Source organism: Phenylobacterium sp. CCH9-H3 (assembly GCF_001557235.1).
Classification (GTDB): Bacteria; Pseudomonadota; Alphaproteobacteria; order Caulobacterales; family Caulobacteraceae; genus Phenylobacterium.
Window position 1 is genome coordinate 1 of the sequence record NZ_LSJI01000139.1, and the last position, 21,379, is coordinate 21,379.

Below are 21,379 nucleotides of genomic sequence, written 5' to 3' on the forward strand. Positions count from 1 at the left end.
GGACCTGGCTCAGGAAGCCGCCGTTGAAGCCGCCGCTCTTGAAGCCGGTCGCGATGCTGGCGAACGCCATCACGTCCGGCGCGACGTCATAGTTGGCGCCGACGCGCCAGGAGATGGCCGAGTCCGACTGGTGCTGGTCGGTGGCCAGGATCGGCATGACCGGGCCGTAGCTGCCCTCTCCGCCCTGCTGGTAGCGCACCGAGCTGTTGGTTTCGAAGTCCTTGCGTTCGGTGGTGTAGCGGCCGCCCACCACCAGTTTCAGCCGGTCGGTGACCTTGTATTCGCCCTGGCCGAACACCGCCCCGCTCTCGGTCTTCTGGCGGTTGATCCCGTAGCCCGTGAAGGCCAGGCCGTCGCCGACGCCCGGAATGCCGAAGGCGCTGTCGATGCCCAGCAACACGTCGATCGGCTGGTCCTGCTTGATGATCTCGTGGAGATAGTAGGCGCCCGCCACCCAGGTGTAGCGGTCGGTCGTCTGCGACGCTCTGATCTCCTGGGTGAAGGCCATCGACTTGGCGCCGAAGGTGATCTCGAGCAGCCGGCCCGGCGAGGCGTCGCTGTCCTCGGGATGGCGCTTCTTGTTGCGGTTGAAGGAGGTGATCGACACCAGGTCGACGTCGCCCGCCGCATAGTCCGTGCGCAGGTTCAGCCCGAAGTCCTTCACCCGCAGGTGCTCATCGCGGTTGCTGGACACGTCCCGGAACTTGGCCGGCGTCCCGAACCCGTAGAGGTCGGCGCAGAGGCCCGCGTTGACATCCGCCGGCGAGCAGAGCGCGCCGGTCGCGTCCAGCGCGCCGAAGTGCCGGTACTGGGTGGGTCGGACGTCGACGTAGCCGCCGTTGACGCCCAGCTGCACCTTCAGGTCGTCGGTCGGCTTCCAGAGCAGCTTGGCGCGGATGGCGACGGCGTTCTGGCCGTTCTCGTCCTTGCCGGTGTTGAGGTTGTTCGCCCAGCCATCGGACGTGGTCCAGGTGGCGGCGAAGCGGCCGCTCAAGCTGTCGGTGATCGGGCCTCCGATCGCGCCTTCGACGTTGAAGGTGTTGAAGGAGCTGTACTCGGCGTGCGCCTGGGCCGTGAAGGTGTCGGTCGGCTTGGCGCTGACGAGGTTGATCGCGCCCCCGCTCGTGTTGCGGCCGTACAGCGTTCCCTGCGGCCCCTTGAGCACCTCGACCCGCTCCAGATCGAAGGTCTGGAAGGTCTGGCTGGATGGCGAGCTGAGGTAGACCTCGTCCAGGTAGACGCCGTTCGGGCCGGCGTTGTCGGTGTTGTAGTCGTTCAGGCCGATGCCGCGGATGGTGATGATCGGCTGGTTGCCGGCGCCGGCCGGCAGCGCGATCGAGACATTGGGCGTGAACTGCGCCAAGTCCGCCGTGGTCTTCACCCCCAGGTCCTGCAGCTTCTCGGCGCTGAACGCCTGGATGCTGATCGGCACGTCCTGGATGTTTTCGGACCGGTGTTGGGCGGTGACGACCAGCTCCTCCACCTGAATGGCCTCTGCCTGACCGGCCAGGGCCGGCCCGGCCGCCGCCAGCAGGGCGACGATCGAGACCGCGCCGAGCCCCCGCCGACAGGTTCCGTTCGTATAGGTGTTGGATCGCATTGCGCTCTTCCCCTTTGAGCTGTGCTCGGGGGCTGAGAGCGGCCCCCGACTTCCCTGGACGCCCCCGCGCCCGTCGTCAGTGACCGGCCATCAGCGCGATGAGCGCCGGGTGTGGCTCCAGGCGCCCCACCCGCGTCTTCAGCGCCTCGAAGGCCTCGTCGGTGGCGGCCAGCGTCTGGGCGATGTCCGCCTCGCTGTGCGCCGAGGACAGGAACATGTTGTGGTAGGGGCTGAGGTAGACGCCGCGCTTGAGGCACTCGCTCACCCAGCCGTAGCCGATGCGGAAGTCCGGATCGTCCTCGAACAGGATCTGCGGCATCTGCACCGGGCCCGTCTGGCGCAGGCCGAAGCCATGGCTGGCCGCCTGCTGCTGCAGCCCTTCGCGGAAGCGGCGGCCCGCGCCGATCAGGCGCTCCAGGTAGTCGGTCTCCCGGATCTGGCGCAGGGTCTCGACCGCGGCCGCCATGGGCGTGGCCGAGAACCAGAACGAGCCGGTGACGAAGATCTGCTTCGCCGCCTCGCGCGCCACGTTGGCGCCGAGCAGGGCCGAGATCGGATAGCCATTGGCGAAGCACTTGCCCCACGTGCTCAGGTCGGGCTTCACCCCGAGCGTCGACCAGCTGCTGTCGCGGGCCAGCCGGAAGCCGGCGCGGACTTCGTCGACGATCAGCAGCGCGCCGGTCTGGTCGCACAGCGCGCGCGCGGCCAGCGCGTATTCGAGCAGCGCGTCGTGCTGGTCGGCCAGGACCTCGTGGCGGAACGGCGTGGCGAAGACGCCGGCCACGTCGCCCTCGTGCGCCTTGAACGCGTCGGCCAGGCTGTCGGCGTCGTTGTAGTCGTAGTGGACGACGTGGGCGCGGTCCTCCGGCAGGATCCCCGCGGTCCTCGGCGTGCACCACGGCGCCGCGCCATGGTAGGCGCCGCGCGCCACCAGGATGGTCTTGCGACCCGTGTGGGCCCGGGCGGTCACCATCGCCATCGAGGTGGCGTCCGTGCCGTTCTTGCAGAACATCGCCCAGTCGGCATGGCTCACCATGCCGGTGAAGGCCTCGGCCAGGTCGATCATCACCTCGGAGGGGCCGGTCAGGGTGTCGCCACGCGCCTGCTGCGCCGCGGCGGCCGCTTCCACCGGCTCGAAGCCGTAGCCCAGCAAGTTGGGGCCCCAGGCGCAGAGGAAGTCGACGTACTCGTTGTCGTCGGCGTCCCAGAGGCGCGCGCCCTTCCCGCGGCTGAAGAACTGCGGGAACTCCGCCGGCATCAGCGTCGTCGCCTCGTGCCCGTACATACCGCCGGGGATCACCTGCTCAGCGCGATCGCGCAGCTCCAGCGCACGCTTGTTGGTCCACGCCATAAGACTCTCCCCTCGACCGCCGGCGGGGCGTCAGCCCGCCGCTACATTTCCTACATAAATATCTATCAACACGCATTCCCGGAGGCTGTCAAATGGCGTAGTGGCGTTGTTGCTGTACTCAATTCTATTAGGAGGAGATCGAGGGCATGACGGCTATCCGCGCATCACTGGGGTCCGTTCCTGCCCACGAAACGCTCACCGCCGTCAGTGCGACGATGGTCGTGGGGACCGCCGCCCTGCTGGTCCTGGGCGTGCAGCCGATTCTGCTGGGCGGGCTGATCGAGACGGGGCGGCTGACCGAGGCCGGCCTCGGGCGGGTTGCGATGATCGAGGTCTTCGCCCTGGCGATCGGCGCGGCGATCGGCCCCTACCTGATGAACGCTGGCGCGATGCGCCTGAAGGTCGCCGCCACCGCGCTGCTGCTGGCGGCGGTCGACCTCGGGCTATCCGCCGCCCCCTCATCCACGGCCATCCTTGCGCTGCGGGGCGTCGCGGGCCTCTTGGAGGGCTTGCTGATCGGCGCCGCCGTGGTGGTCGTCACCCATGCGCGTCGGCCGGATCGGATGAACGGCCTCTTCCTCGGGATCACAACGGCGCCGCAGATCGCGCTCGCCTACCTCCTGCCCGCCCTCGTCATTCCCCGGTTCGGTCTCAACGCCGGGTTCGCGCTGCTGGCCGCCAGCGCGATCGCCGCGGCCTGCGCCGCCCCCTTCGTGGTCGACCGGGTCGAGGTCCACCCCGAGGCGCAGGCGGGCGGCGTCGCCTGGTCACCCGCCCTGCTGCTCAGCTTGCTCGGCGGCCTGGCGCAGAACGCCGGGATCGGCGCGGCCTGGAACTACGTGGAGCGCCTCGGCGCCCAGCACGGCCTCGCGCCGTCGGTGATCGGCGCCGCCATCGCCGGCAGCCTCACCCTGCAGTTCGTGGGGGCGCTGCTGGCGGCGTGGCTGTGCTGGCGGCTGCCGGCCCGATTGATTCTCGCGGTGGGCGCGCTCGTGCAGGCCGGCGTGGTGGTCGCCATGCTCGCCCACTCCGACGCCGGCTACATCGCCGCCGTCTGCCTCTTCGGCCTCTGCTGGCTTGCCCTGCAGCCCTTCCTGATCAGCGAGCTGATCGCACTGGACCCCTCGCGTCGCGTGGCCATGGTGATGACGCCGGTGGCCCTCGCCGGTCTCAGTCTAGGCCCGCTGGTGGTTTCGTTCGCCGCGCGCCCGGGCGACGTGCGCGGCAGCTTCGTCGGCGCGGCCGTCCTGCTCGCCGCGGCCGGCGGGTTCTACGCCCTCGGTCCGCTACTCCGCGCGCGAGCGCGGACCGCCTCATAGGGCGGGAGCCCCCGACTTGCCTTTGATGTATTTTTATCTATTAACTGCGGCAATCCTGAGCGCAGCGGCGTTCGCCGCGGCCCTCGGCCTGCAATTCAGTCGAGGTGTTCGACTGAAGGTCGACGCGGCCTACGGCGGCGACCGGCGTCCCCGTTCTTCGGTCTTCCGTCCTCATCAACCTGCAAATGGGATCCATCATGTCATCTGAAGCACGCGTGGTGCTGGTCACCGGGGCGAGCACGGGCTTCGGCCGCTGCATCGCCGAACACCTGGTCGCCAACGGCTACAACGTCTACGGCACGTCGCGGCGGCCTCAGGCCGGCGGGCCCTTCCCCATGATCGCCATGGACGTCGACAGCGACGCCTCGGTCGCCGCGGGCGTCGCCGAGGTAATCGCCCGCGAGGGCCGCCTCGACGCCGTCGTCGGCAACGCCGGCATGGGCATCGCCGGCGCCCTGGAGGACACCACCTGCGAGGAGGGCCTGGCGCAGTTCCAGACCAACTTCTTCGGCAACCACCGCCTGGTCCGCGCCGCCCTGCCACACCTGCGCCAACAGCAGATCGCCCACATCGTGATCGTGGGCTCGCTCGCCGGCCTCGTCGGCATCCCGTTCCAGGGCATGTATGCCGCCAGCAAGTTCGCCGTGGAGGGCTATGTCGAGTCCCTCCGCCTCGAACTGCGCGGCTCACCCGTCCGCGCCACGGTGCTCGAGCCCGGCGACTTCGCCACCGGCTTCACCTCGTCGCGCCAGAAGGTGGCGGCGAGCGGCGAGGGCTCGCTCTACAAGGCGGCCTTCGACAGAGCGATGGCCATCATCGACAAGGACGAACGCGACGGCGCCGACCCCGCCATGATCGGCCCGGTCGTCCGCGAGGTGCTGGAGGATCCCAGGCCGCCGGTGCGCCGCGCAGTTGTGGGGCCCAGGCAGGAAGGCGTCGAAACCGCAAAACGCGATCTCAGCCCAGACGACCTCGAGGACATGATCGCCGACCATTTCCTCCCCTAACCCGAGGACGCGCGCACCGGCCTCCAGTGACCGGCGCGCGTATCGCCTTTCAGGGGCGCTCGGCCGGATGGCCGGAACGGGCGCATCCCACCTAGGCGCGCCCGGCCTTATTGGATTTAGGCGGGCACGGCGTCCGGCGCCGGCGGTTGGTACACGTTGATGTTCAGCCCGACGTGACGGGCCTTCAGCTGCAGCGCCAGGATTTGCGAGTAGAACCGCGACTGGGCCAGGTTGCCGCCGTGGAACCACAGGCCCGGCTGGGCGGTGGGCTTCCACATGTTGCGCAACTCGCCCTCCCAAGGGCCCGGATCCCCGGCCGTCCCAGAGCCGTAGCCCCAGACCTTGCCGACGCGCTGCGCCACCTCGGGCGAGATCAGTTCCGCCGCCCACTGGTCCATGGTCCCGAAGCCGGTGGCGTAGATGATCGCGTCCGCCTCCAACTTGCTGCCGTCCGTGAGGATCAGACCGTCCGGCTCAATCCGGTCGATTCCGACCCGCGAGCGCAGCTTGATCACGCCCGAGGCGATCATCTCCGATGCGCCGACGTCGATGTAGTAGCCCGACGCCCGTCGCAGGTAGAGCAGCGGCATGCCCGTGCCGTCCTCGCCGAAGCTGTGCATGAAGCCAGCGGCCTCCAGCCGGGCGTAGAAGTCGGCGTCGAGGCGCGCGATCTCCTCGTAGGCCGGGCGGTAGATGTCCGGCAGGGTGCGCAGCGGCATGGAGGCCACCAGCAGGTCGGCCCGCTCGGTGGTGATCCCGGCCGCCACCGCGGCTTCCGAATAGAGCGGCGCCAGCAGCAACGACAGGGCCGCTTCCTGTCGCGTGACGTGGGTCGGATCGCGCTGGACCATGGTCACATCCGCGCCGTGCTGCACGAGGTCTGCGCAGATGTCGTGAGCGGAATTGTTCGAGCCGATCACCGCGACGCGTTTGCCACGATAGGGGGCGCCGGTGACATGGCCGCTCGAATGGGTCTGCACCCCGGCGAAGGTCTCCATGCCCGGGAAGGCCGGGGTATTCGGCTTGCCGGCGTTTCCGGTCGCCAGCACCAGATGTTTCGGCCGCAGAAGAAGCGTGTCGCCTTCGCGCCGGACCTCCACCCGCCAGGCCTGCTCGGCCTCGTCATAGGCGGCGCGGACGCACTCCGTGGAGCCCCAGAAGTTGATCTCCATGATCTTGGCGTAGGCTTCCAGCCAGTCGCCCATCTTGTCCTTGGGCGTGAACACCGGCCAGCTCTCGGGGAACGGCAGGTACGGCATGTGGTCGTACCAGACCGGGTCGTGCAGGCTGAGCGAATGGTAGCGCGAGCGCCACTGGTCGCCCGGCCGGGCCTGGCGGTCGATCACCAGGTTCGGCACCCCGAGCTGGCGCAGCCGCGCGGCGAGCGCGAGCCCACCCTGCCCGCCGCCGACGATCAGGACATAGGGCTGGACCTCGACGCCAAGCGTCGCGGCCTCGGTCTCCAGCTGGTCCTTCCAGTTGGCGAGCGGACGGTCCGGATCGACCGCCGCGCCCTGCGGCCGGCTGCGCCCGCGGGCCGCCTCGTGACCCTTGAGGTCGTCGAGCGCCGTCAGCAGGGTCTGGCAGAGGCCGTCCTTGAGCCGCACGTAGCCGCGCCCGCGCCCGACGGTGGTCTCGAAGGTGATGAATCCCTCCTCCGCCTCCCCGGCCTCGGGCGTCTCGGCGGCCCACCGGGCGTCGGCCGTCTCGGGCGTCTCCTCGACAAGGGCGCGGATCGCTTCGCGCCCCTCGAGCGTGCGGATGTCCCAGGTGAAGGCGACCATGTCGCGCCACAGGCCGCCCTCGGCGAAGAGGGCCGCAGCGGCATCGGGCTTACGGCGAGAGAGCGCGCCGGCGAAGGCTTCGAGCCAGGCTTTGATGGTCATGTGTCGATCCCCCCGCCCGCGGCTGCCGGGTGCAGCGCGCCGGGCGCAAACCACATATTGCTGTATTATTATCTATTAACAAAGAGGGCGTCCAGCATCAGCCGAGGGTGCACGGGCACAGCCGCGCCGGTTCTCCGTCAGGCGACGAAGAGTTGGGGAAGCTGAATCTGCTCGCCGCGCGCCGCCGCCTCGAGGCAGGCCTCGCGCGGCTCGAGGCGGGGCGGCAGGAAGAGGCCGCAATAGGCGACGAAGGCCGCGTGGGCCTCCTGGTAATACGCCTCGGTGATCTCCCCGTTGGCCTCGTAGGAGATCGCGAACACCGCATCCATCAGCGCCAGCGCGATGTGGAACTTGGTGGCCGCGTCGCGAAGCGGCGGCATGTGGAAGGCGGCGTCCAGGCGATGGTACAGGGACTCGGCGATGCCGCGCGTGTAGCGGATGTCCGCCTGCCGGGTCTCCAGGCCCCCGTAGCCGCCATAGAAGATCTTCAGGGCCGGCGGATGGCTGTTGTAGAAGTCCATGGCCAGGCGCTGATCGATCGCCACCAGGTCCTGCCAGGACCGCAGCGCCGCGGCGTCCACCGGCCGCAGGCCCAGCGCTATGAAGCCCTCCAGGTAGCGCTCCGCGAGCGCCAGGAAGGCGGCGTCCCGCGTCGGGAAGAAATGATAGACCGAGGCCATAGGCGCGCCAGCCGCCTCGCCGATCTGGTAGAGCCCGATGTCGTCCGGGCTGTGCTCGGTGAGCAGCCGCTCGGTGGCGTCCACGAGCGAATTATACCGGAGGATGCCCGGGCCCCGCGACGGTCGCCGCGGCGCCGACTTCGACCGGGGAGCCTTCGGCGCCTTCTGGGCTGTCTTAACCTTCGCCGGGCTCATCGGTGGGCGACCTCGGAGACGACGCCGGATCGGCGGCGCGCCTGACTTACTAGCGGCGCCACGGCGATTTGGCCAAGGCGACGCGGACAGCGGCGCAGGGGGCCGGCCGCGCGCGGCCGACGGACGGGATGCGGCGCGCCGCCAAGGGGATCAAGGCTCCGAAGTTCAGCTTAATGGATAAATATCTCCCTCTGGGCCGAAGTACACCCCGCTCGACCGACCGACCACAAGCGCGGTTAGAATCGGACCCCGAACTCCAGAAAGATCTCGCGCGGATTCTCGACGAAGGCGGACATGTCGGCCAGGACGCCGGGGCCGTTCGCGCCCGTGCCCGTCCCGCCCGCGAACGGGATGTCGTTGGCCGCGGTCACCACGCGCTCGTTCGTGAGGTTGCGGCCGATTAGGGACACCCGCCAGCGGTCGTCGGGCCCCACCAGTCGGATCGAGGCGTCAAGCTTCGCGTAGGCTTTCTGATAGGCGTCCGGCCGCAGGGTGTCGGTGAAGTTGTACCTCGAGGTATGGCTGACATCGCCGGTCAGTTGCAGCTTCAGATCCTGAGTGAGGTCCACGTCGTAGCCGAAGCCGATGCGGCCGGCGAACTTGGGGGCCTTGGGCGGAGTGCGGCCGTCATAGTCCTGGCTGGTGAAAATGCCATTGGTCGGGTTCGGCACCAGGTCGCAGCCCGCCGCGATCGTCTGGCCCGCGTAGCACTGGCCCACATAGTCGGAGAACTTGGCGTGGTTGTAGGCGACCGCGCCGCGGAGACTGAGCCCCACGACCGCGTCGGGGAGCCACTCGAAATCGGCTTCCACACCGCGGGTCTTGAGCTTCCCGGCGTTGTCGGCCACCTGGCCGATGGTCACCGGGTCGAAGCTCTGCACCTGGAGGTCGATGTATTCGTAGGCGTACGCTGTCGCATTGAAGCTGAGGGCGCCCCCGAGGCGGATCAGGCGGAGACCCGCTTCAAAGCCCTTGGCCGTCTCGCTGTCGAATTCGCCGGCGGCGACGGAGGCCCCGGGGGTCAGCGACTGGGAGATGTTGAAGCCGCCGGATTTGAAGCCTTCCTTGTAGGCCGCATAGTACGTCGTATTCCGGTCCGGCTTGTAGCGCAGGGTCGCCTGGGGCGAGACGTTTTCGTCCTTGAAGCGGTCCTGCAGCGAGATGGCGCCCGGGAACGCCGCGGCGAAAGCAATGTGGGCCGGGAGGGAGCGCTGGTAGGAGTCGCGCTTCTCCTGGCTCCAGCGGGCGCCGCCCGCCAGTTCCCATTGCTCACTGAAATTGTAGGTGAGTTCCGCGAAGGCCGAGACGGACTCGCCGTCGAAGCCGTTGTCGCGCTTGAAGGTCGTGAATGTGCCTGAGCTCGGGTCCAGCGGCACCGGGAAGATGTAGGCGTCCGTGTTAAAGACGAACCGGCTGTCGGAGACGAAGAAGCCGACCAGGGCGTTGAACGGCCCCCCGAACTTGGTCTGAAATCGAAGTTCCTCCGATGTCTGCTCGTAGTCCGCCAGTTGCGAGAAGGACGCTGGATAGGCCTCACCCGAGACGTTGTTCAGGTCCGTCTGCTTGAAGGTGTAATGCGACGTGATCGAGGTGACGTCGACCTTGTCCAGCGTGGCCTTGGCCGTGAGGGTCGCGAACTGTGACTTCAGGTCGGCGTACATCCGCCCGTCGCGCGCCCAACGATAGTTGGCGCCCGCCACCTGGCTCGGGATGCTGGAGCTGTCGGCCACGCCGTTGATCCGACAGTCCGCGTTGGGGCTCGGCGGAATCCCATTGGCGGCGAACGGCGTGGTGCGCCCCCCGCCGCAGATCCGCTCGACCACGTCGGTCGGACCGCCGTCCTTCTGGTGCGTCGCGCCCAGCTTGAGCTCGACGTCGAAGACCGAGTTCGGTGTCCAATCCAGGGTCAGGCGGCCGCTCTCGGTCTTGCTTCCGCCCCGGTGCTTGGCGTTGCGATGTCGCTGCATGCCCAGCGGATCGAGGTAGGTTTCCGCCGCGCTGTTCTTGAAGGCGCCGTCGCTGTCGGAGAGGCGGAAGGCGAAGCGGGCGCGCAGGGTGTCGACGATCGGACCCGATACGAAGCCTTCGCCATACTTCTCGGCAGCCTCGAAGCCGTAGCCGGCCTTGGCGCCGAGCTGAAAGTCGTCCGTCGGGCCGTTGGTGACCACGCTGATCAGGCCGCCTGTGGCGTTCTTGCCGTAGAACAGGGCCTGCGGCCCCTTCAGCACCTCGACGTGCTGGACATCGTACTGGCTGAGGTTGATCTCGCGGCCCCGGCTCATCGGAACGCCGTCGATCACGAAGGACACCGACTGGTCGAATCCCGCGCTGAGCGCCGTCGAACCGACGCCGCGCAGGAAGATGCTCGCCGAGGATCCGGAGGCGGCGCGGCCGGCGATCATCGACGGCACCAGAGTGGCGATGTCGGTGAAATTGGTCACGTTGTAGGCTTCAAGCTTCTTGCCGGTCACGGCGGTGATCGCCACCGGGGCGTCGATCAGGCGCTCGTCGCGGCGGCGCGCCGTCACCACGATGTCCTCGAGCGTAACCGCCTGGTCCGCGGCGGGCATAACCGCCCTGTCAGCGGAAGGCGTCGTCCCCTGCGCCTGGGCGCTCAGCGGTGAGAGCGCCGTCGTGGACAGCGCCAGGAACGCAAGACCGAGCGAGCGTGACATAGAACCTCCCCCTAGTTTCCTTGGGCTGCTCACCCCTCTTCATGAGGAGCCGCGGCGCCCGGACCTTTTGGTCTCGTCTGAGGACAGTCTCGCTCCATAAATCTAATGTCAATAGGCAAAAGCGGGTGGCTTGCGTAGGGTGTGAGCCAGGTCGTCGCCGCCACTAGCTTGATGCATGTCATTTATTTACGCATTTTCCGTTGGTTATATCGCCTGACTTCAAAGCACCGTTATCCATCTGCCGTAGTTTAAGCGGCGCGCACATTGCGCTTCGGGCGTCATGAGGGGTTCAAATTGGGTCGACCGAGCCGGAATCGGATCACGCGCGACGGCGCGACTGTCGCCGCCCTGGAGATCATCGACCGCGACGGGCTGGACGCGCTGAGCCTGGAACTCGTCGCCGGCGCGCTCGGCGTCAAAGCGCCGTCGCTCTACTACCATTTCCGCGACAAGGCCGAGCTGCTGGCGGAAGTCGCCCGCCATGTCCTGCTGGACCTCGGCCCCGCCGTCGGCGGCGAGGCGGTGGCGCAGGACTGGAACGAGGCGATGGTCGGGGTGTGCCTGGCGACCCGGCGAACACTGCTGAAACACCCCAACGCCGCGCCCCTCCTGCTGCAGTTCTTCCCGCGCCACATCACCTTGCGCGGCTACGATCATTGGATCGCCAACTGCCCCTACCCGCCCGATGTGCGCATGACGCTGCTCGAGGGCACGGAGAAGCTCACCTACGCCTCGGCCCTGTTCGAGGCCGCTGCTCAAGTGCGCGGCGTGCCGGCTATGCCGAGTGTCGATCCGGAACGGCTGCCGCACCTCGCCCTCGCACAGGCCGCCAACCCCTACGACGCAGAGGGCCTGTTCGAGCAGACCATCCGCACCTTCCTGGCGGGCTTCCGGGTTCGGCCGGGCGACGCTTAGGAGGCGGCCTGGGCGGCGACTTGGCTGGCCGCGCCGTCGGCCGCGTTCCAGCGGAGCGGCAGCGACTGGATGGCCGTGACCGTGCCGATCCGGTACCCGCTCCGCGCGCCGGGCTCGACCCCGAAAGCCGGAGCGCGCTTCAGCCATTCCTCCGTGAGCACGCGTATCTCGGCGCGGGCCAGGATGTGGCCGATGCAGAGGTGCGGACCGGTCGAGAACGTCAGGTGCGCCGGCTGCGCGCGGTCGATGTCGAACACGGCGGGATCAGGATTGCGCTGATCGTCGCGCCCGGACACCGAGAGCAGGCAGAGCACCATGTCCCCGGCGCGGAACGGCGCGCCGAAGCGCTCGCAGTCCTTGACCACCAGGCGCGGGGTGTTGATCACGCCGAACGCGCGCAGCGCCTCGTCCACGAACTTGGGGATGTCGCCCGGATTGGCCGCCAGCCGCGCCTGTAGGGCGGGGTCGTGGGCCAGTTGCCGGAAAGCGAAGCCGCTGACGTTGGTGACAGTGTCCATGCCGCCCAGGAACAGGACGAAGCACATGGCCAGAACCTCGTCGTCTGAGAGCTTGCGGCCCTCCGGCGACACTGAGACGAGTTCCGTGACGAGGTCATCGGCGGGCTCGGCGCGGCGCAGGGCGATGAGCTCGCCCAGCAGTCCGAGGATGCGGGCCGAGGTCGCCTCGATCCCGGTGGGATCATGGGCGTTGAAGAACTCGTCCGCGAGGTCCCGAAACTCGCGCAGGCGCGCCAACGGCAGGCCCATCAACTCCATGAACACCGACACAGGGAAACGCGAGGCGACGTCGACGACGAAATCGCAGCGCCCCTGCCCCGCCACGTCGTCCACGATCCGCACCGCCCACTCGCGGATCCGGGGCTCCAGCTCGCGGATCGCCTTGGCGGAGAACCGGGGCATCAGCACGGTCCGGTAGAGCTGGTTGTCCGGCGGGTCGAGACTGAGCGGGATGAACATGGGCGGGTTCGGCACCCGCGGGATCTGCATCTCGCGCGCGGAGAAGTGTTCGGGATCGCGCACGATCTCGGAGATCGCCTCGATCCGTTTCACCATCCAGTGGCCGCCGTTGCGCGGCGTATAGAAGACGTCCGGCGCGGACTCGATCGCGGCGGCGTACGAGGCCTGGACGTCGTCACTCACCCGAGGGTCGGCGTAGATGTCGAAGTCGAAGACCAGATGGGGCGGCACATGCGCAGGTACGGCGTGCGGCTCGGACGACATCGGCTTCCCCTCTTCAGACGAACGCGGCTTCGAGTGTCTCGTAGAACTCGGGGATCGCGTGTTCGAGGCCGCCGTAGACGACCGTATCCAGCGCGCCCGACTCGAGCCCGTCCTGCGAAATCTCCGCAGCCCGGAAATCCTCGGTCCCGAACACCTTCAGGATCAGTTCGTAGGAGCGGGCATAGAGATTCTCGGCCTTCGGATTGTCAGGCGGGCCGCGGGTCAGCATGTAGTAGTCGACGACCGAACGGCCGGTGGCGCGCGGCATGATGATCATCACGCTGATGTAGTATGGGCTGGTCACGACGACCGTGCTCGGGAACGCCAGGTAGGCGTGTGTGACGAGGTCATGGATGTTCTTGACCTCTCCCGCGAGCAGATCGGGCGTGAAGTTCATCTTGCCGGAAATCTGGCGCGTATGGCGGCCGAAGCGGTCGTAGACGTTGGGCACGTCGGCGAACATGTCGCCGATGCTCTGAGCGTGCAGCCGCTGCACGTGGTAGCCCTCCAGGAATGGCTCCAGGACCAGCTTCCAGTTGGCTTTCAGATCGAACCGCCTATGGCCGTAGACGTGCGCTTCAGGGATGCCCATCGCAGTGAAATCGATCGCCAGCTGGTCCGAGAGGGAACTGAAGTCGGCCGGCGCATGGCGGTCGAGGATCACCCAGATCAAGCCCCCGGATTCCTGGCATGGCAGCTGCGCCAGCGGCCGAGCGGACTTGTCGAGACCGGCGAACGTCTCCTGCCGCGGAACGCCCATGAGCTGGCCGTCCAGCTTGTAGGTCCAGGCGTGGTAGGGACAGACGAGGCGGCCCGCCTTGTGAGGCTCGCACGTCTCGACGACCTTCGAGCCCTTGTGCTGGCAGGCGTTGAGAAAAGCGCGGACCACGCCGTCCTTGTCGCGAGTCAGGACGAGCGGCACACCGTAGCCGTCATGGGCCAGCACTGACCCCGGCTCGGGCAGGCGCGCCGACAGGCTCACCGGAACCGGGAGGCGGCGGAACACCTGGGCCTGCTCGAGCTCATAACGACGGGGATCGGTGAAAATCGAAGCCGGGCGCGAGGCCTCGATGGCGTCGGGGATCGCCTGGTCGTGGTGCGGGATGCTGCGGATCGCACGGATCTGGCTCTCGCTCAGGTCGTCCAGCTTCGCGAGCCGCGGGCGGGCCGGAGTTTTCACGTCGGTGACAGCCATCGGATGCGCCTTCTGATCTGAGCGATATCCTAGAGGCCAATAATCTATCGTCAATAGATAACTGGAACGGTCCGCGTCACGAATCCCGGCACTGCGTCGCCGAAGGCGGTGTTCTCGTCCCCCGCGACCATGTCCGCCGCGCCGGCGACCTCGACGAACTCGGCGTGCGGAACGAGGCGATCGGGAGCGCCCCCGCGCGCGGGACGGTGATGCGGACCGGCGCGTTCATAACCGCACGTTGGAGAAGATCGCCGAGCTGACAGTCGGCGCGCCGGGGCCGCCGGTGAGCAGGCAGGTCCGCGCGCCCGGCACGGGGTTGGCCGACTCGCCACGTAGCTGGCGCACGGCCTCGATCGGCATGCCGATGCCGTGGATGAAGCCCTGGGCGAAGTTGCCGCCAGAAGTGTTGACCGGCAGCTTACCGCCCGGCGCGATCAGGTTATCGAAGCGCACCACCTCGGCCACGTTCTCGTAGGTGCAGAAGCCGTGGTCGATGAGCGCGGCGATCCCCTGGGCGCTGAAGTTCTCGTAGATCTGCACTACGTCGATGTCAGCGGGTGCGAGCCCTGTGCGGCCCCATAGATCGCGGGCCGTTTGGCGGAAGCCCGAGGTCACGTACTGGTCGTCGTCATCGTTCTCCAGCAGGTCGCCCCAACCCTTGGCGGCGCCCTGGGCCACGCCCGCCAAATAGATGGGCCGCTTGGCCAGGTGGGCGGCATGATCGGCTGCAACGAGCACCAGCGCACCGGCCCCGTCGTTCTCCCGAGAGCAGTCGAACAGGCGGAAGGGCTCGCTGATCCAGCGCGCGGTGCGGTACTCCTCCACCGTCAAGGCCTTGCCATAGGCCACCGCCTCAGGATTGCGCGCGCCGTGGAAATAGCTGGCGCGCACCAGTTCCTCGCTGACCTGCTGCGGCACGCCATGATGCTCGAACATCCGCTGGGCCCTGAGCGCACAGGCCTGGGCCGGCGAGATCACGCCCGCGCCCAGCATGTGCTCGTTCAGGTGATGGGCCATCACCGCCGCCGAGAGCCGCCCGCTGACGCCCTCCACAAGCGCTCGGAACACCACCACCACGCGCGCCTGGCCGGTAAGGATGGCGGCGGCGGCCTGCGCGAACGCCGCGGCGATCCCGCCGCCCCCGCCGCCCCAGACCTGGCTGGACCAGCGCAGTTCGCGCGTGCCCAGGTCGGGCATCAGCCGCACCGGCTCGTTCTTGTCGTCGCCATATGAGACGAAGCCGTCGACATCAGCCGGGTCGATCCCGGCGTCGGCGCAGGCCTCGACGATCGCCTGCACCAGCACACCGCGCTCAGGCAGCGGCGCCTGGCCGCGGCGGTGCTGTTTCAACCCAACGCCGGCGACGGCGACCCCGCAGTTGAGCCCGTTCAACGCCCGGCCTCCTCGATGCGCCATCGGAAAGCCGGGACCACTCGGCCCGCGGCCTCCACCTCGGCGATACGGCCGCGGACACGCGCGCCGATCCGCACCGCCGCCTCATCGCCCTCCAGGATGCCGGTGAGGCGGCGTCCGTCGGTCCCGTCGATCGTCACCACGACGCTGACAAAGGGAGAGCCCAGGCTCTCGATGCCGGGGAAGCCGTGCCAGGTGCGGCTCCAGGTATAGATCGCGCCGACCGGCTCGACCGTCCGCCAGGCGTGATCCCAGCTCCCGCACTCGCCGCAGCGCCAGACCGCCGGCCAATGCCAGCGGCCGCAGCCCGCGCAGGCCGGCATGGTGAGCCGCCCCTCCAGCAGGCCATCCCAGTAGGGCTGGTCGGCGCCGGTGCTGATCACCCGGCGCGGATCCGCGGACACCCCTTCACCGGACACGGGGCAGGTCCGCAATCTGGTCCTTGTATTTGGCGCGCACAGCCGGCTTCGAGAGCTTGCCGGTCGCCAGCCGTGGCAAAGGCTCGGGCTCCACCACCACGTACCGCGGCACCTTGTAGTCGGCGAGGCGGCCGTTGCAGTGGGCGATCAGCGCCGGCACGTCGATGGCCGCGTTGGCGTACAGCACCGCCATCGGCGTCTCGGCGAACTTGGGGTCGGGCGCGGCGATCACCACCACTTCCTCGACGCCGGGATAGTCGCCGACCGCGCGCTCCACCTCGGCCGCCGAGATGTTCAGCCCGCCCGAAATGATGATGTCCTTCATCCGATCGACGAATGTCAGCAGGCCGCGCGCGTCCAGCATCCCCAGGTCGCCTGTATGCAGCCAGCCGTCGCGAAGGGCTTCGGCGGTCGCCGCCGGGTTGTTCCAATAGCCCAGCATCTGGCCGGGCCCACGGATGAGGATCTCGCCGACTTCATCGGGGGCGCACCGGCTGCCGTCGGGCCGCACGGTGATCAGGGTGGTGAAGGGCCCACCCCAGCCGCACTTCTCCGGCGCTTCGGCAGCGAGCGCCGCGGGCATGATGGTGGCGTTCCCGCCGCACTCGGTCTGGCCATAGATCTGGCGGATCACGATCCCCTTGGCCAACCAGGTCTCGAGCAGCGTCCGGGTCACGCGCGCTCCCCCGACGGTGACCAGCCGCAGCGCCGACAGGTCAGCGGTGGCGAAGGCGGGCTGGGCGGCGATCCGTTCGAACAGCAGGGGTACGCCGCCGAAGGCGTTGATCTGCTCGCGGACCAGGAGTTCCAGGCCGGCGGCGGGCTCGAAGGCGGGCTCCATGTAGAGGGTGCAGCCCAGCGTCGTGTAGTGCATCAGTTGGACGAAGCCGGCCGAGGTGCTGAGCGGCGCGATCGCCAGCACCCGCGCGCCCTTGCCGATGGTGGGCTCCTGCAGGTGGAATTCGGCGGCGTAGTCCACCATCGACCTGTTCGTGAACACCACGCCCTTGGGCCGGGCCGTGGACCCGCTGGTGCTGATGATCACCACCGGCCATTCGGGCTGGGGGTCGACGGAAGGGTCGGCCGCCACGCCTTCGCGGAACCTGTCGACGTCGGCAAGGTCGAGAACTTGTGAGCCGAGTTCGGCGACAAGGTCCGCGCGCGGGGCGTCCGCGAAGACGAGGCGCGGACCGACGTCGCCCAAGATCTCGGAGACCTCGTGGCGGGTGAAGCGCGCGTTCATCGGCGCGACGATCCCACCGGCCCGAAGCACGCCCATGATCAGCGCACAGTAGCCGAGTGAGTTGGCCGCACAGATCGCCACGCGGTCGCCCGGCGCGACGCCCAGATCGCCGAGCCACACGGCCAGCCGGTTCGACCAGGCGTGCAGTTGGGCATAGGTGACGGTGTCACCCGCCACGTCGAGGGCGACGGCGTCGCCCTGCATCCGCGCCCACCAGGCCAGGGCGCTGCTCAGCGTCTTCATGTTTCCTCCGGACGTCGGCGGTCGCGCGTCCTTGACTAAATCTATGCACATTAGATATTTGGCGTCCAGCCCCGATGGGGCGTGGGCGCCGACCAGAAGCGCGATCTAGAGGGAGCGGAACGTGCACACCTTCGACTATGTGATCGTCGGCGCGGGTGCGGCGGGGTGCGTCCTGGCCAACCGGCTTTCCGAGGACCCGAACGTCCAGGTGGCGCTGCTCGAAGCCGGCCCGCCGGACACCCATCCCTTCATCCACATGCCCAAGGGCCTGGCCAAGGTCATGGCCGACCCCAAGCACCTCTGGGTCTACCCCAGCGCGCCCGAGGCGGCGACGGGCGGGGCGTCCGAGACCTGGGTGCGCGGGCGGGTGCTGGGCGGCTCCACCTCGGTCAACGGGATGATGTACGTCCGCGGCCAGCCTGCCGATTTCGAAGCGCTGGCCGAGCTGGCCGGACCCGACTGGGCCTGGTCGCACATCGGCGCGGCCTATGCAGCGCTCGAGGCGCATGAACTCGGCGCCGACGCTACGCGGGGGGCCCACGGACCGCTAAAGATCACCCTGCCCGAACACCGCGACGCGCTGACCGAGGCCATGGTCGCCGCCGGCGCCGCCCTGGGCTGGCCGCAGAAGGCCGACGTCAACCATCCGGACGACGACGAGGCTGTCGGTTACGCGCCGCGCACCATCCACCGGGGCCGCCGCCAGAGCGCCGCCGCAGCCTTCCTGCACCCGGTCAAGAGCCGCCCCAACCTGACGATCCTCACCCACGCCGTGGTCGAACGAGTGCTGTTCGAGGGGAAGCGCGCCCAGGGCGTGCGCGCGGCGATCGCCGGGCGGGCGACGGACATCCTCGCGCGCCGCGAGGTGATCCTTGCCGGCGGCGCAATGGCCAGCCCCGGCATCCTGGAACGCTCGGGGATCGGCGATCCGGCGCGGCTCGCGGCGCTGGACATTCCGCTGGTTCACGCCAGCTCCGAGGTCGGGGAGAACCTCAGCGAGCATCGCGGCCTGATCCTGCAGTGGAAGCTCAAGGGACGCGGCTCGCAGAACCCTGAGTTCAGCGGCTGGCGGCTGCTGCGCTCGACCCTGCGCTACTACCTGGCCAAGGACGGCCCGATGTCGGCCGCCGCCTACGAGATCGGCGCCTGGTTCAAGAGCCGACCGGGCGCCAACCGCCCCGACGCCCAGTTCCTGATCGCCCCCTTCAGCTTTGATTTCGCCAGCGGCCGCACGAAGCTCGAGGCCCACCAGGGGATCAATGCGGTGACCTATCCCCTCCGCCCCACCTCGCGCGGCAGCCTGCACATCGTCTCGACCGACCCTGAGGCGTCCCCGGAGCTCAACCCCAACTACCGGGCCACCGAGGAGGATTGCGCGGTGATGATCGCCGCGGTGCGGACCATGCGGCGCTATGCAGCCCAGGCGCCGCTGGCCGACTTCATCGACATCGAGACGATGCCCGGGCCGGCTTACGACAGCGACGCCGAGATCCTCGAGGCCTACGACCGCTTCGGCACCTGCGGCTACCACACGGTGGGCACGTGCCGGATGGGCGCCGACGCCGCCTCGGTGGTCGATCCTCAGGCGCAGGTGCGCGGCGTCGAGGGGCTGCGGGTGATGGACACCTCGGTGATGCCCTTCATCCTGTCGGGCAACACCAACGGACCCACGATGGCGATGGCCTGGCGCGCCGCCGACCTGATCCGCGCCGACGCGGCCTGAGGCCTACTTGGGCAGCAGGTTCGAGGTGGGGTTGGTGACGCCCGCCAGGAACGCCCGCACGGTCGCCACGAACATCTGCTCCTCGTCGAATGGATTGGCCTTCGCCGCCTCGGCGAGGCTCGGGTAGGCCGCCGGGTCATAGACCGGGAAGGCCGGCAGTCCCCGCGACTTGGCGTAGGCTGCAGTCAGCGCCGACCCCATCAGGATGTTGTCCAGGCCCAGCGAGATCAGCATCCGCAGCTCAGGCGGCACGCCGCGCTTCTCGAACCGTCGCAGAGCTCGCTCGTAGGCGCTCAGCACCTGATGTCGCGGCGGGTAGAGCAGCAGGAGCGGCGCGGCGTGCGGATGGCGCAGAATCGAGCGTCGGGCCGAGATCGAGAGGCTGACGATCGCCTCCTGCCAGTCTTCGTTCGACAGTCGCCGCGGCTCCTCGGCGTCCAGCATGATCTGCCGCGCGATCTCGGCCAGCACCTCTGACTTGTCGCGAAAGTGGTGGTAGAGCGACGGCGCCTTCACATCGAGCTTCTTGGCCAGCATGGGCAGGCTGAACGCTTCCAGCCCCACCTCGTCCAAAACCTCGAGACCGGCGCGGACAGCAGTCTCTCGGGAAATGAGGGGGCTCCGCGGCCGGGCCATTCGCACATCCTGTCCAGCTTCGTGCCCTTCGATACATCGGTTTTATCATCCCGATGCAAGCGGTCCGTTTTCCGCCGCCTCGCTCGCGTCGAGGGCTCCATGGCCCGATTAGGTCGTCGACAAATCTATCGTCATTCGATTAAATCGCCGGCGAGGACGGGGACCACACCGGTCCGCGAGGAGGAGCAGCCATGCCCAGCGACGGTTCTCAGGTTCCCGGGGTCGACTTCGAGACCGATTTCAGCATGACGATCGGCGGCCGCGCCGTGCGGACGGACGCTGCTTTGAGCGTCATCAATCCCGCCAACGGCGAAGCCTTCGCCAAGGCCCCGGCCGCCGGCGCCGGGGAGCTGGAGGCCGCCGTCGCGGCCGCTCGCGCCGCGTTCCCGGCCTGGCGCGCCCGCCCGATCGCCGCGCGACGGGCCTGCCTCAAGGCGGCCGCCGACCTCATCGACGCGCACCGCGACGCCCTTGCGCGGCTCTTCACGCGGGAACAGGGCCGTCCCGTCGACGGCGCAAAGGGCGAGATCCAGCAGGCGGCTTACTGGATGCGCGCAACCGCCGACCTCGACCTGCCGGTCGAGGTGACCGAGGACACGCCCGGCCGCCGCATCGAGGTGCGCCATGAACCCCTGGGCGTGGTTTGTGGCATCGTCCCCTGGAACTTCCCCATCACCCTCGCGGTCTGGAAGATCGCGCCCGCGCTCCTAGCCGGCAACACGCTGGTCCTGAAGCCGTCGCCCTACACGCCGCTCTGCACCCTCAAGCTCGGCGAGCTGTTGCGCGACGTCTTCCCGCCGGGCGTGTTCAACGTGATCTGCGGCGACGACGCGCTGGGTCCGCTGATGACCGCCCACCCGGGCTTCGCCAAGATCTCGTTCACCGGCTCGACGGCGACCGGCAAGAAGGTGATGGAAGCGGCCTCGCGCGACCTCAAGCGACTGACCCTCGAGCTCGGCGGCAACGACGCGGCCATCGTCCTGCCCGACGTGGACGTCGACGCCATCGCCCAGCAACTCTTCTTCGGCGCCTTCTTCAACACCGCCCAGATCTGCGTCGCCACGAAGCGTCTCTACATTCACGAGGACATCTACGACGCCTTGCGCGACCGCCTGCACGCTCTGGCCAAGGCCGTCACGATCGGCGACGGCGCCGATCAGGGCTCGGTCCTGGGCCCGGTCCAGAACGCCCCGCAACACCGCCGCGTGCTGGAGCTGATCGACGACGCCCGGGCCAGCGGCCTGACCCTGCTCCAGGGCGGGCCGATTCCCGAGGCCGGTTACTTCGTTCCGATCACCCTGGTCGACAATCCGCCCGACAGCGCCCGCGTGGTCACCGAGGAAGCCTTCGGCCCCGTGCTGCCGCTGCTCAAGTTCCGCGATGTCGACGACGTGGTCGCCCGCGCCAACGACACCGACTACGGCTTGGCCGGCGCGGTCTGGTCCAGGGATGTCGACAAGGCGCTCGATATTGCGGGCCGCCTGGAGACCGGGACGGTCTGGATCAACCAGAATCTCCAGGCCACGCCCCTCACGCCGCTGGCGGGCCACAAGCAATCCGGGTTCGGGGTGGAGAACGGCCTTCCCGGTCTGCTCGAATTCACGCAGCCTAAGGCCATCTACATCCCCAAGGCCTGAA

At 68.6% G+C, this 21,379-nt stretch carries 16 protein-coding genes; 5 read left to right on the forward strand and 11 right to left on the reverse strand.

From position 1 onward, the window contains the following. Together AX721_RS13110 and AX721_RS13115 are read right to left on the reverse strand one after the other, a co-directional pair. A partial coding sequence (locus AX721_RS13110; RefSeq protein WP_068876441.1) for a TonB-dependent receptor occupies positions 1–1,600 on the reverse strand: 1,600 nt, incomplete at its 3' end. A 76-nt stretch (positions 1,601–1,676) separates the two neighbouring features. Continuing rightward, positions 1,677–2,951 (reverse strand): aminotransferase class III-fold pyridoxal phosphate-dependent enzyme, encoded by a 1,275-nt coding sequence (locus AX721_RS13115; protein WP_068876442.1) that lies wholly within the window; start codon positions 2,949–2,951, stop codon positions 1,677–1,679. Positions 2,952–3,097: 146 nt separating this feature from the next. Here AX721_RS13115 and AX721_RS13120 point away from each other — a divergent pair, with 146 nt between their 5' ends. Together AX721_RS13120 and AX721_RS13125 are read left to right on the forward strand one after the other, a co-directional pair. Next, entirely contained in the window at positions 3,098–4,270 is a 1,173-nt protein-coding gene (locus AX721_RS13120; RefSeq protein WP_156467159.1) for an MFS transporter, read from the forward strand. Positions 4,271–4,467: 197 nt separating this feature from the next. Then, entirely contained in the window at positions 4,468–5,277 is an 810-nt protein-coding gene (locus tag AX721_RS13125) for an SDR family oxidoreductase (protein WP_197422561.1), read from the forward strand. Positions 5,278–5,393: 116 nt separating this feature from the next. On the opposite strand, the gene AX721_RS13130 is transcribed toward AX721_RS13125, so the two are convergent. The 3 genes from AX721_RS13130 to AX721_RS13140 form a co-directional block, all read right to left on the reverse strand. Next, complete coding sequence (locus tag AX721_RS13130; protein WP_068876445.1) at positions 5,394–7,163, reverse strand: NAD(P)/FAD-dependent oxidoreductase; 1,770 nt, start codon at positions 7,161–7,163, stop codon at positions 5,394–5,396. Between the two features lie 137 nt (positions 7,164–7,300). Next, positions 7,301–7,927, reverse strand: a complete 627-nt coding sequence (locus tag AX721_RS13135) for a TetR/AcrR family transcriptional regulator (protein WP_197422562.1) — start codon at positions 7,925–7,927, stop codon at positions 7,301–7,303. Between the two features lie 347 nt (positions 7,928–8,274). Continuing rightward, positions 8,275–10,713 carry a TonB-dependent receptor gene (locus tag AX721_RS13140; protein WP_082765446.1) on the reverse strand — a complete coding sequence of 813 codons (2,439 nt, stop codon included), beginning with the start codon at positions 10,711–10,713 and terminating at the stop codon, positions 8,275–8,277. A 294-nt stretch (positions 10,714–11,007) separates the two neighbouring features. Between AX721_RS13140 and AX721_RS13145 the strand changes: the two genes are divergently transcribed. Further along, positions 11,008–11,628 carry a TetR/AcrR family transcriptional regulator gene (locus AX721_RS13145; protein WP_068876448.1) on the forward strand — a complete coding sequence of 207 codons (621 nt, stop codon included), beginning with the start codon at positions 11,008–11,010 and terminating at the stop codon, positions 11,626–11,628. Here the strand turns inward: AX721_RS13145 and AX721_RS13150 are convergent. The 5 genes from AX721_RS13150 to AX721_RS13170 form a co-directional block, all read right to left on the reverse strand. Continuing rightward, the gene (locus tag AX721_RS13150; protein ID WP_068876449.1) at positions 11,625–12,869 is read right to left on the reverse strand and encodes a cytochrome P450; all 1,245 of its coding nucleotides are present in this window, start codon (positions 12,867–12,869) and stop codon (positions 11,625–11,627) included. The two genes, AX721_RS13145 and AX721_RS13150, sit on opposite strands and share 4 nt — an antisense overlap. A 13-nt stretch (positions 12,870–12,882) precedes the next feature. Next, complete coding sequence (locus AX721_RS13155) at positions 12,883–14,064, reverse strand: SRPBCC family protein (protein ID WP_068876450.1); 1,182 nt, start codon at positions 14,062–14,064, stop codon at positions 12,883–12,885. A gap of 225 nt (positions 14,065–14,289) precedes the next feature. Then, positions 14,290–15,456 carry a transporter gene (locus tag AX721_RS13160; protein ID WP_231733245.1) on the reverse strand — a complete coding sequence of 389 codons (1,167 nt, stop codon included), beginning with the start codon at positions 15,454–15,456 and terminating at the stop codon, positions 14,290–14,292. After that, positions 15,453–15,860 carry a Zn-ribbon domain-containing OB-fold protein gene (locus AX721_RS13165; protein WP_156467160.1) on the reverse strand — a complete coding sequence of 136 codons (408 nt, stop codon included), beginning with the start codon at positions 15,858–15,860 and terminating at the stop codon, positions 15,453–15,455. The genes AX721_RS13160 and AX721_RS13165 overlap by 4 nt, the downstream gene beginning before the upstream one ends. A 25-nt stretch (positions 15,861–15,885) precedes the next feature. Then, positions 15,886–17,382 carry a class I adenylate-forming enzyme family protein gene (locus AX721_RS13170; RefSeq protein WP_197422563.1) on the reverse strand — a complete coding sequence of 499 codons (1,497 nt, stop codon included), beginning with the start codon at positions 17,380–17,382 and terminating at the stop codon, positions 15,886–15,888. 121 nt (positions 17,383–17,503) lie between these two features. Between AX721_RS13170 and AX721_RS13175 the strand changes: the two genes are divergently transcribed. Continuing rightward, the gene (locus AX721_RS13175) at positions 17,504–19,105 is read left to right on the forward strand and encodes a GMC family oxidoreductase (RefSeq protein ID WP_068876453.1); all 1,602 of its coding nucleotides are present in this window, start codon (positions 17,504–17,506) and stop codon (positions 19,103–19,105) included. Between the two features lie 3 nt (positions 19,106–19,108). Here AX721_RS13175 and AX721_RS13180 read toward each other — a convergent pair whose 3' ends face one another. Next, positions 19,109–19,741, reverse strand: coding sequence for a TetR/AcrR family transcriptional regulator (locus AX721_RS13180; RefSeq protein ID WP_068876454.1), 633 nt, complete (start codon positions 19,739–19,741; stop codon positions 19,109–19,111). 191 nt (positions 19,742–19,932) lie between these two features. Between AX721_RS13180 and AX721_RS13185 the strand changes: the two genes are divergently transcribed. Continuing rightward, positions 19,933–21,378: an aldehyde dehydrogenase family protein gene (locus AX721_RS13185; protein ID WP_068876455.1), complete on the forward strand. Its 1,446-nt coding sequence runs from the start codon at positions 19,933–19,935 to the stop codon at positions 21,376–21,378. The last annotated feature ends 1 nt before the right edge of the window (position 21,379 follow it).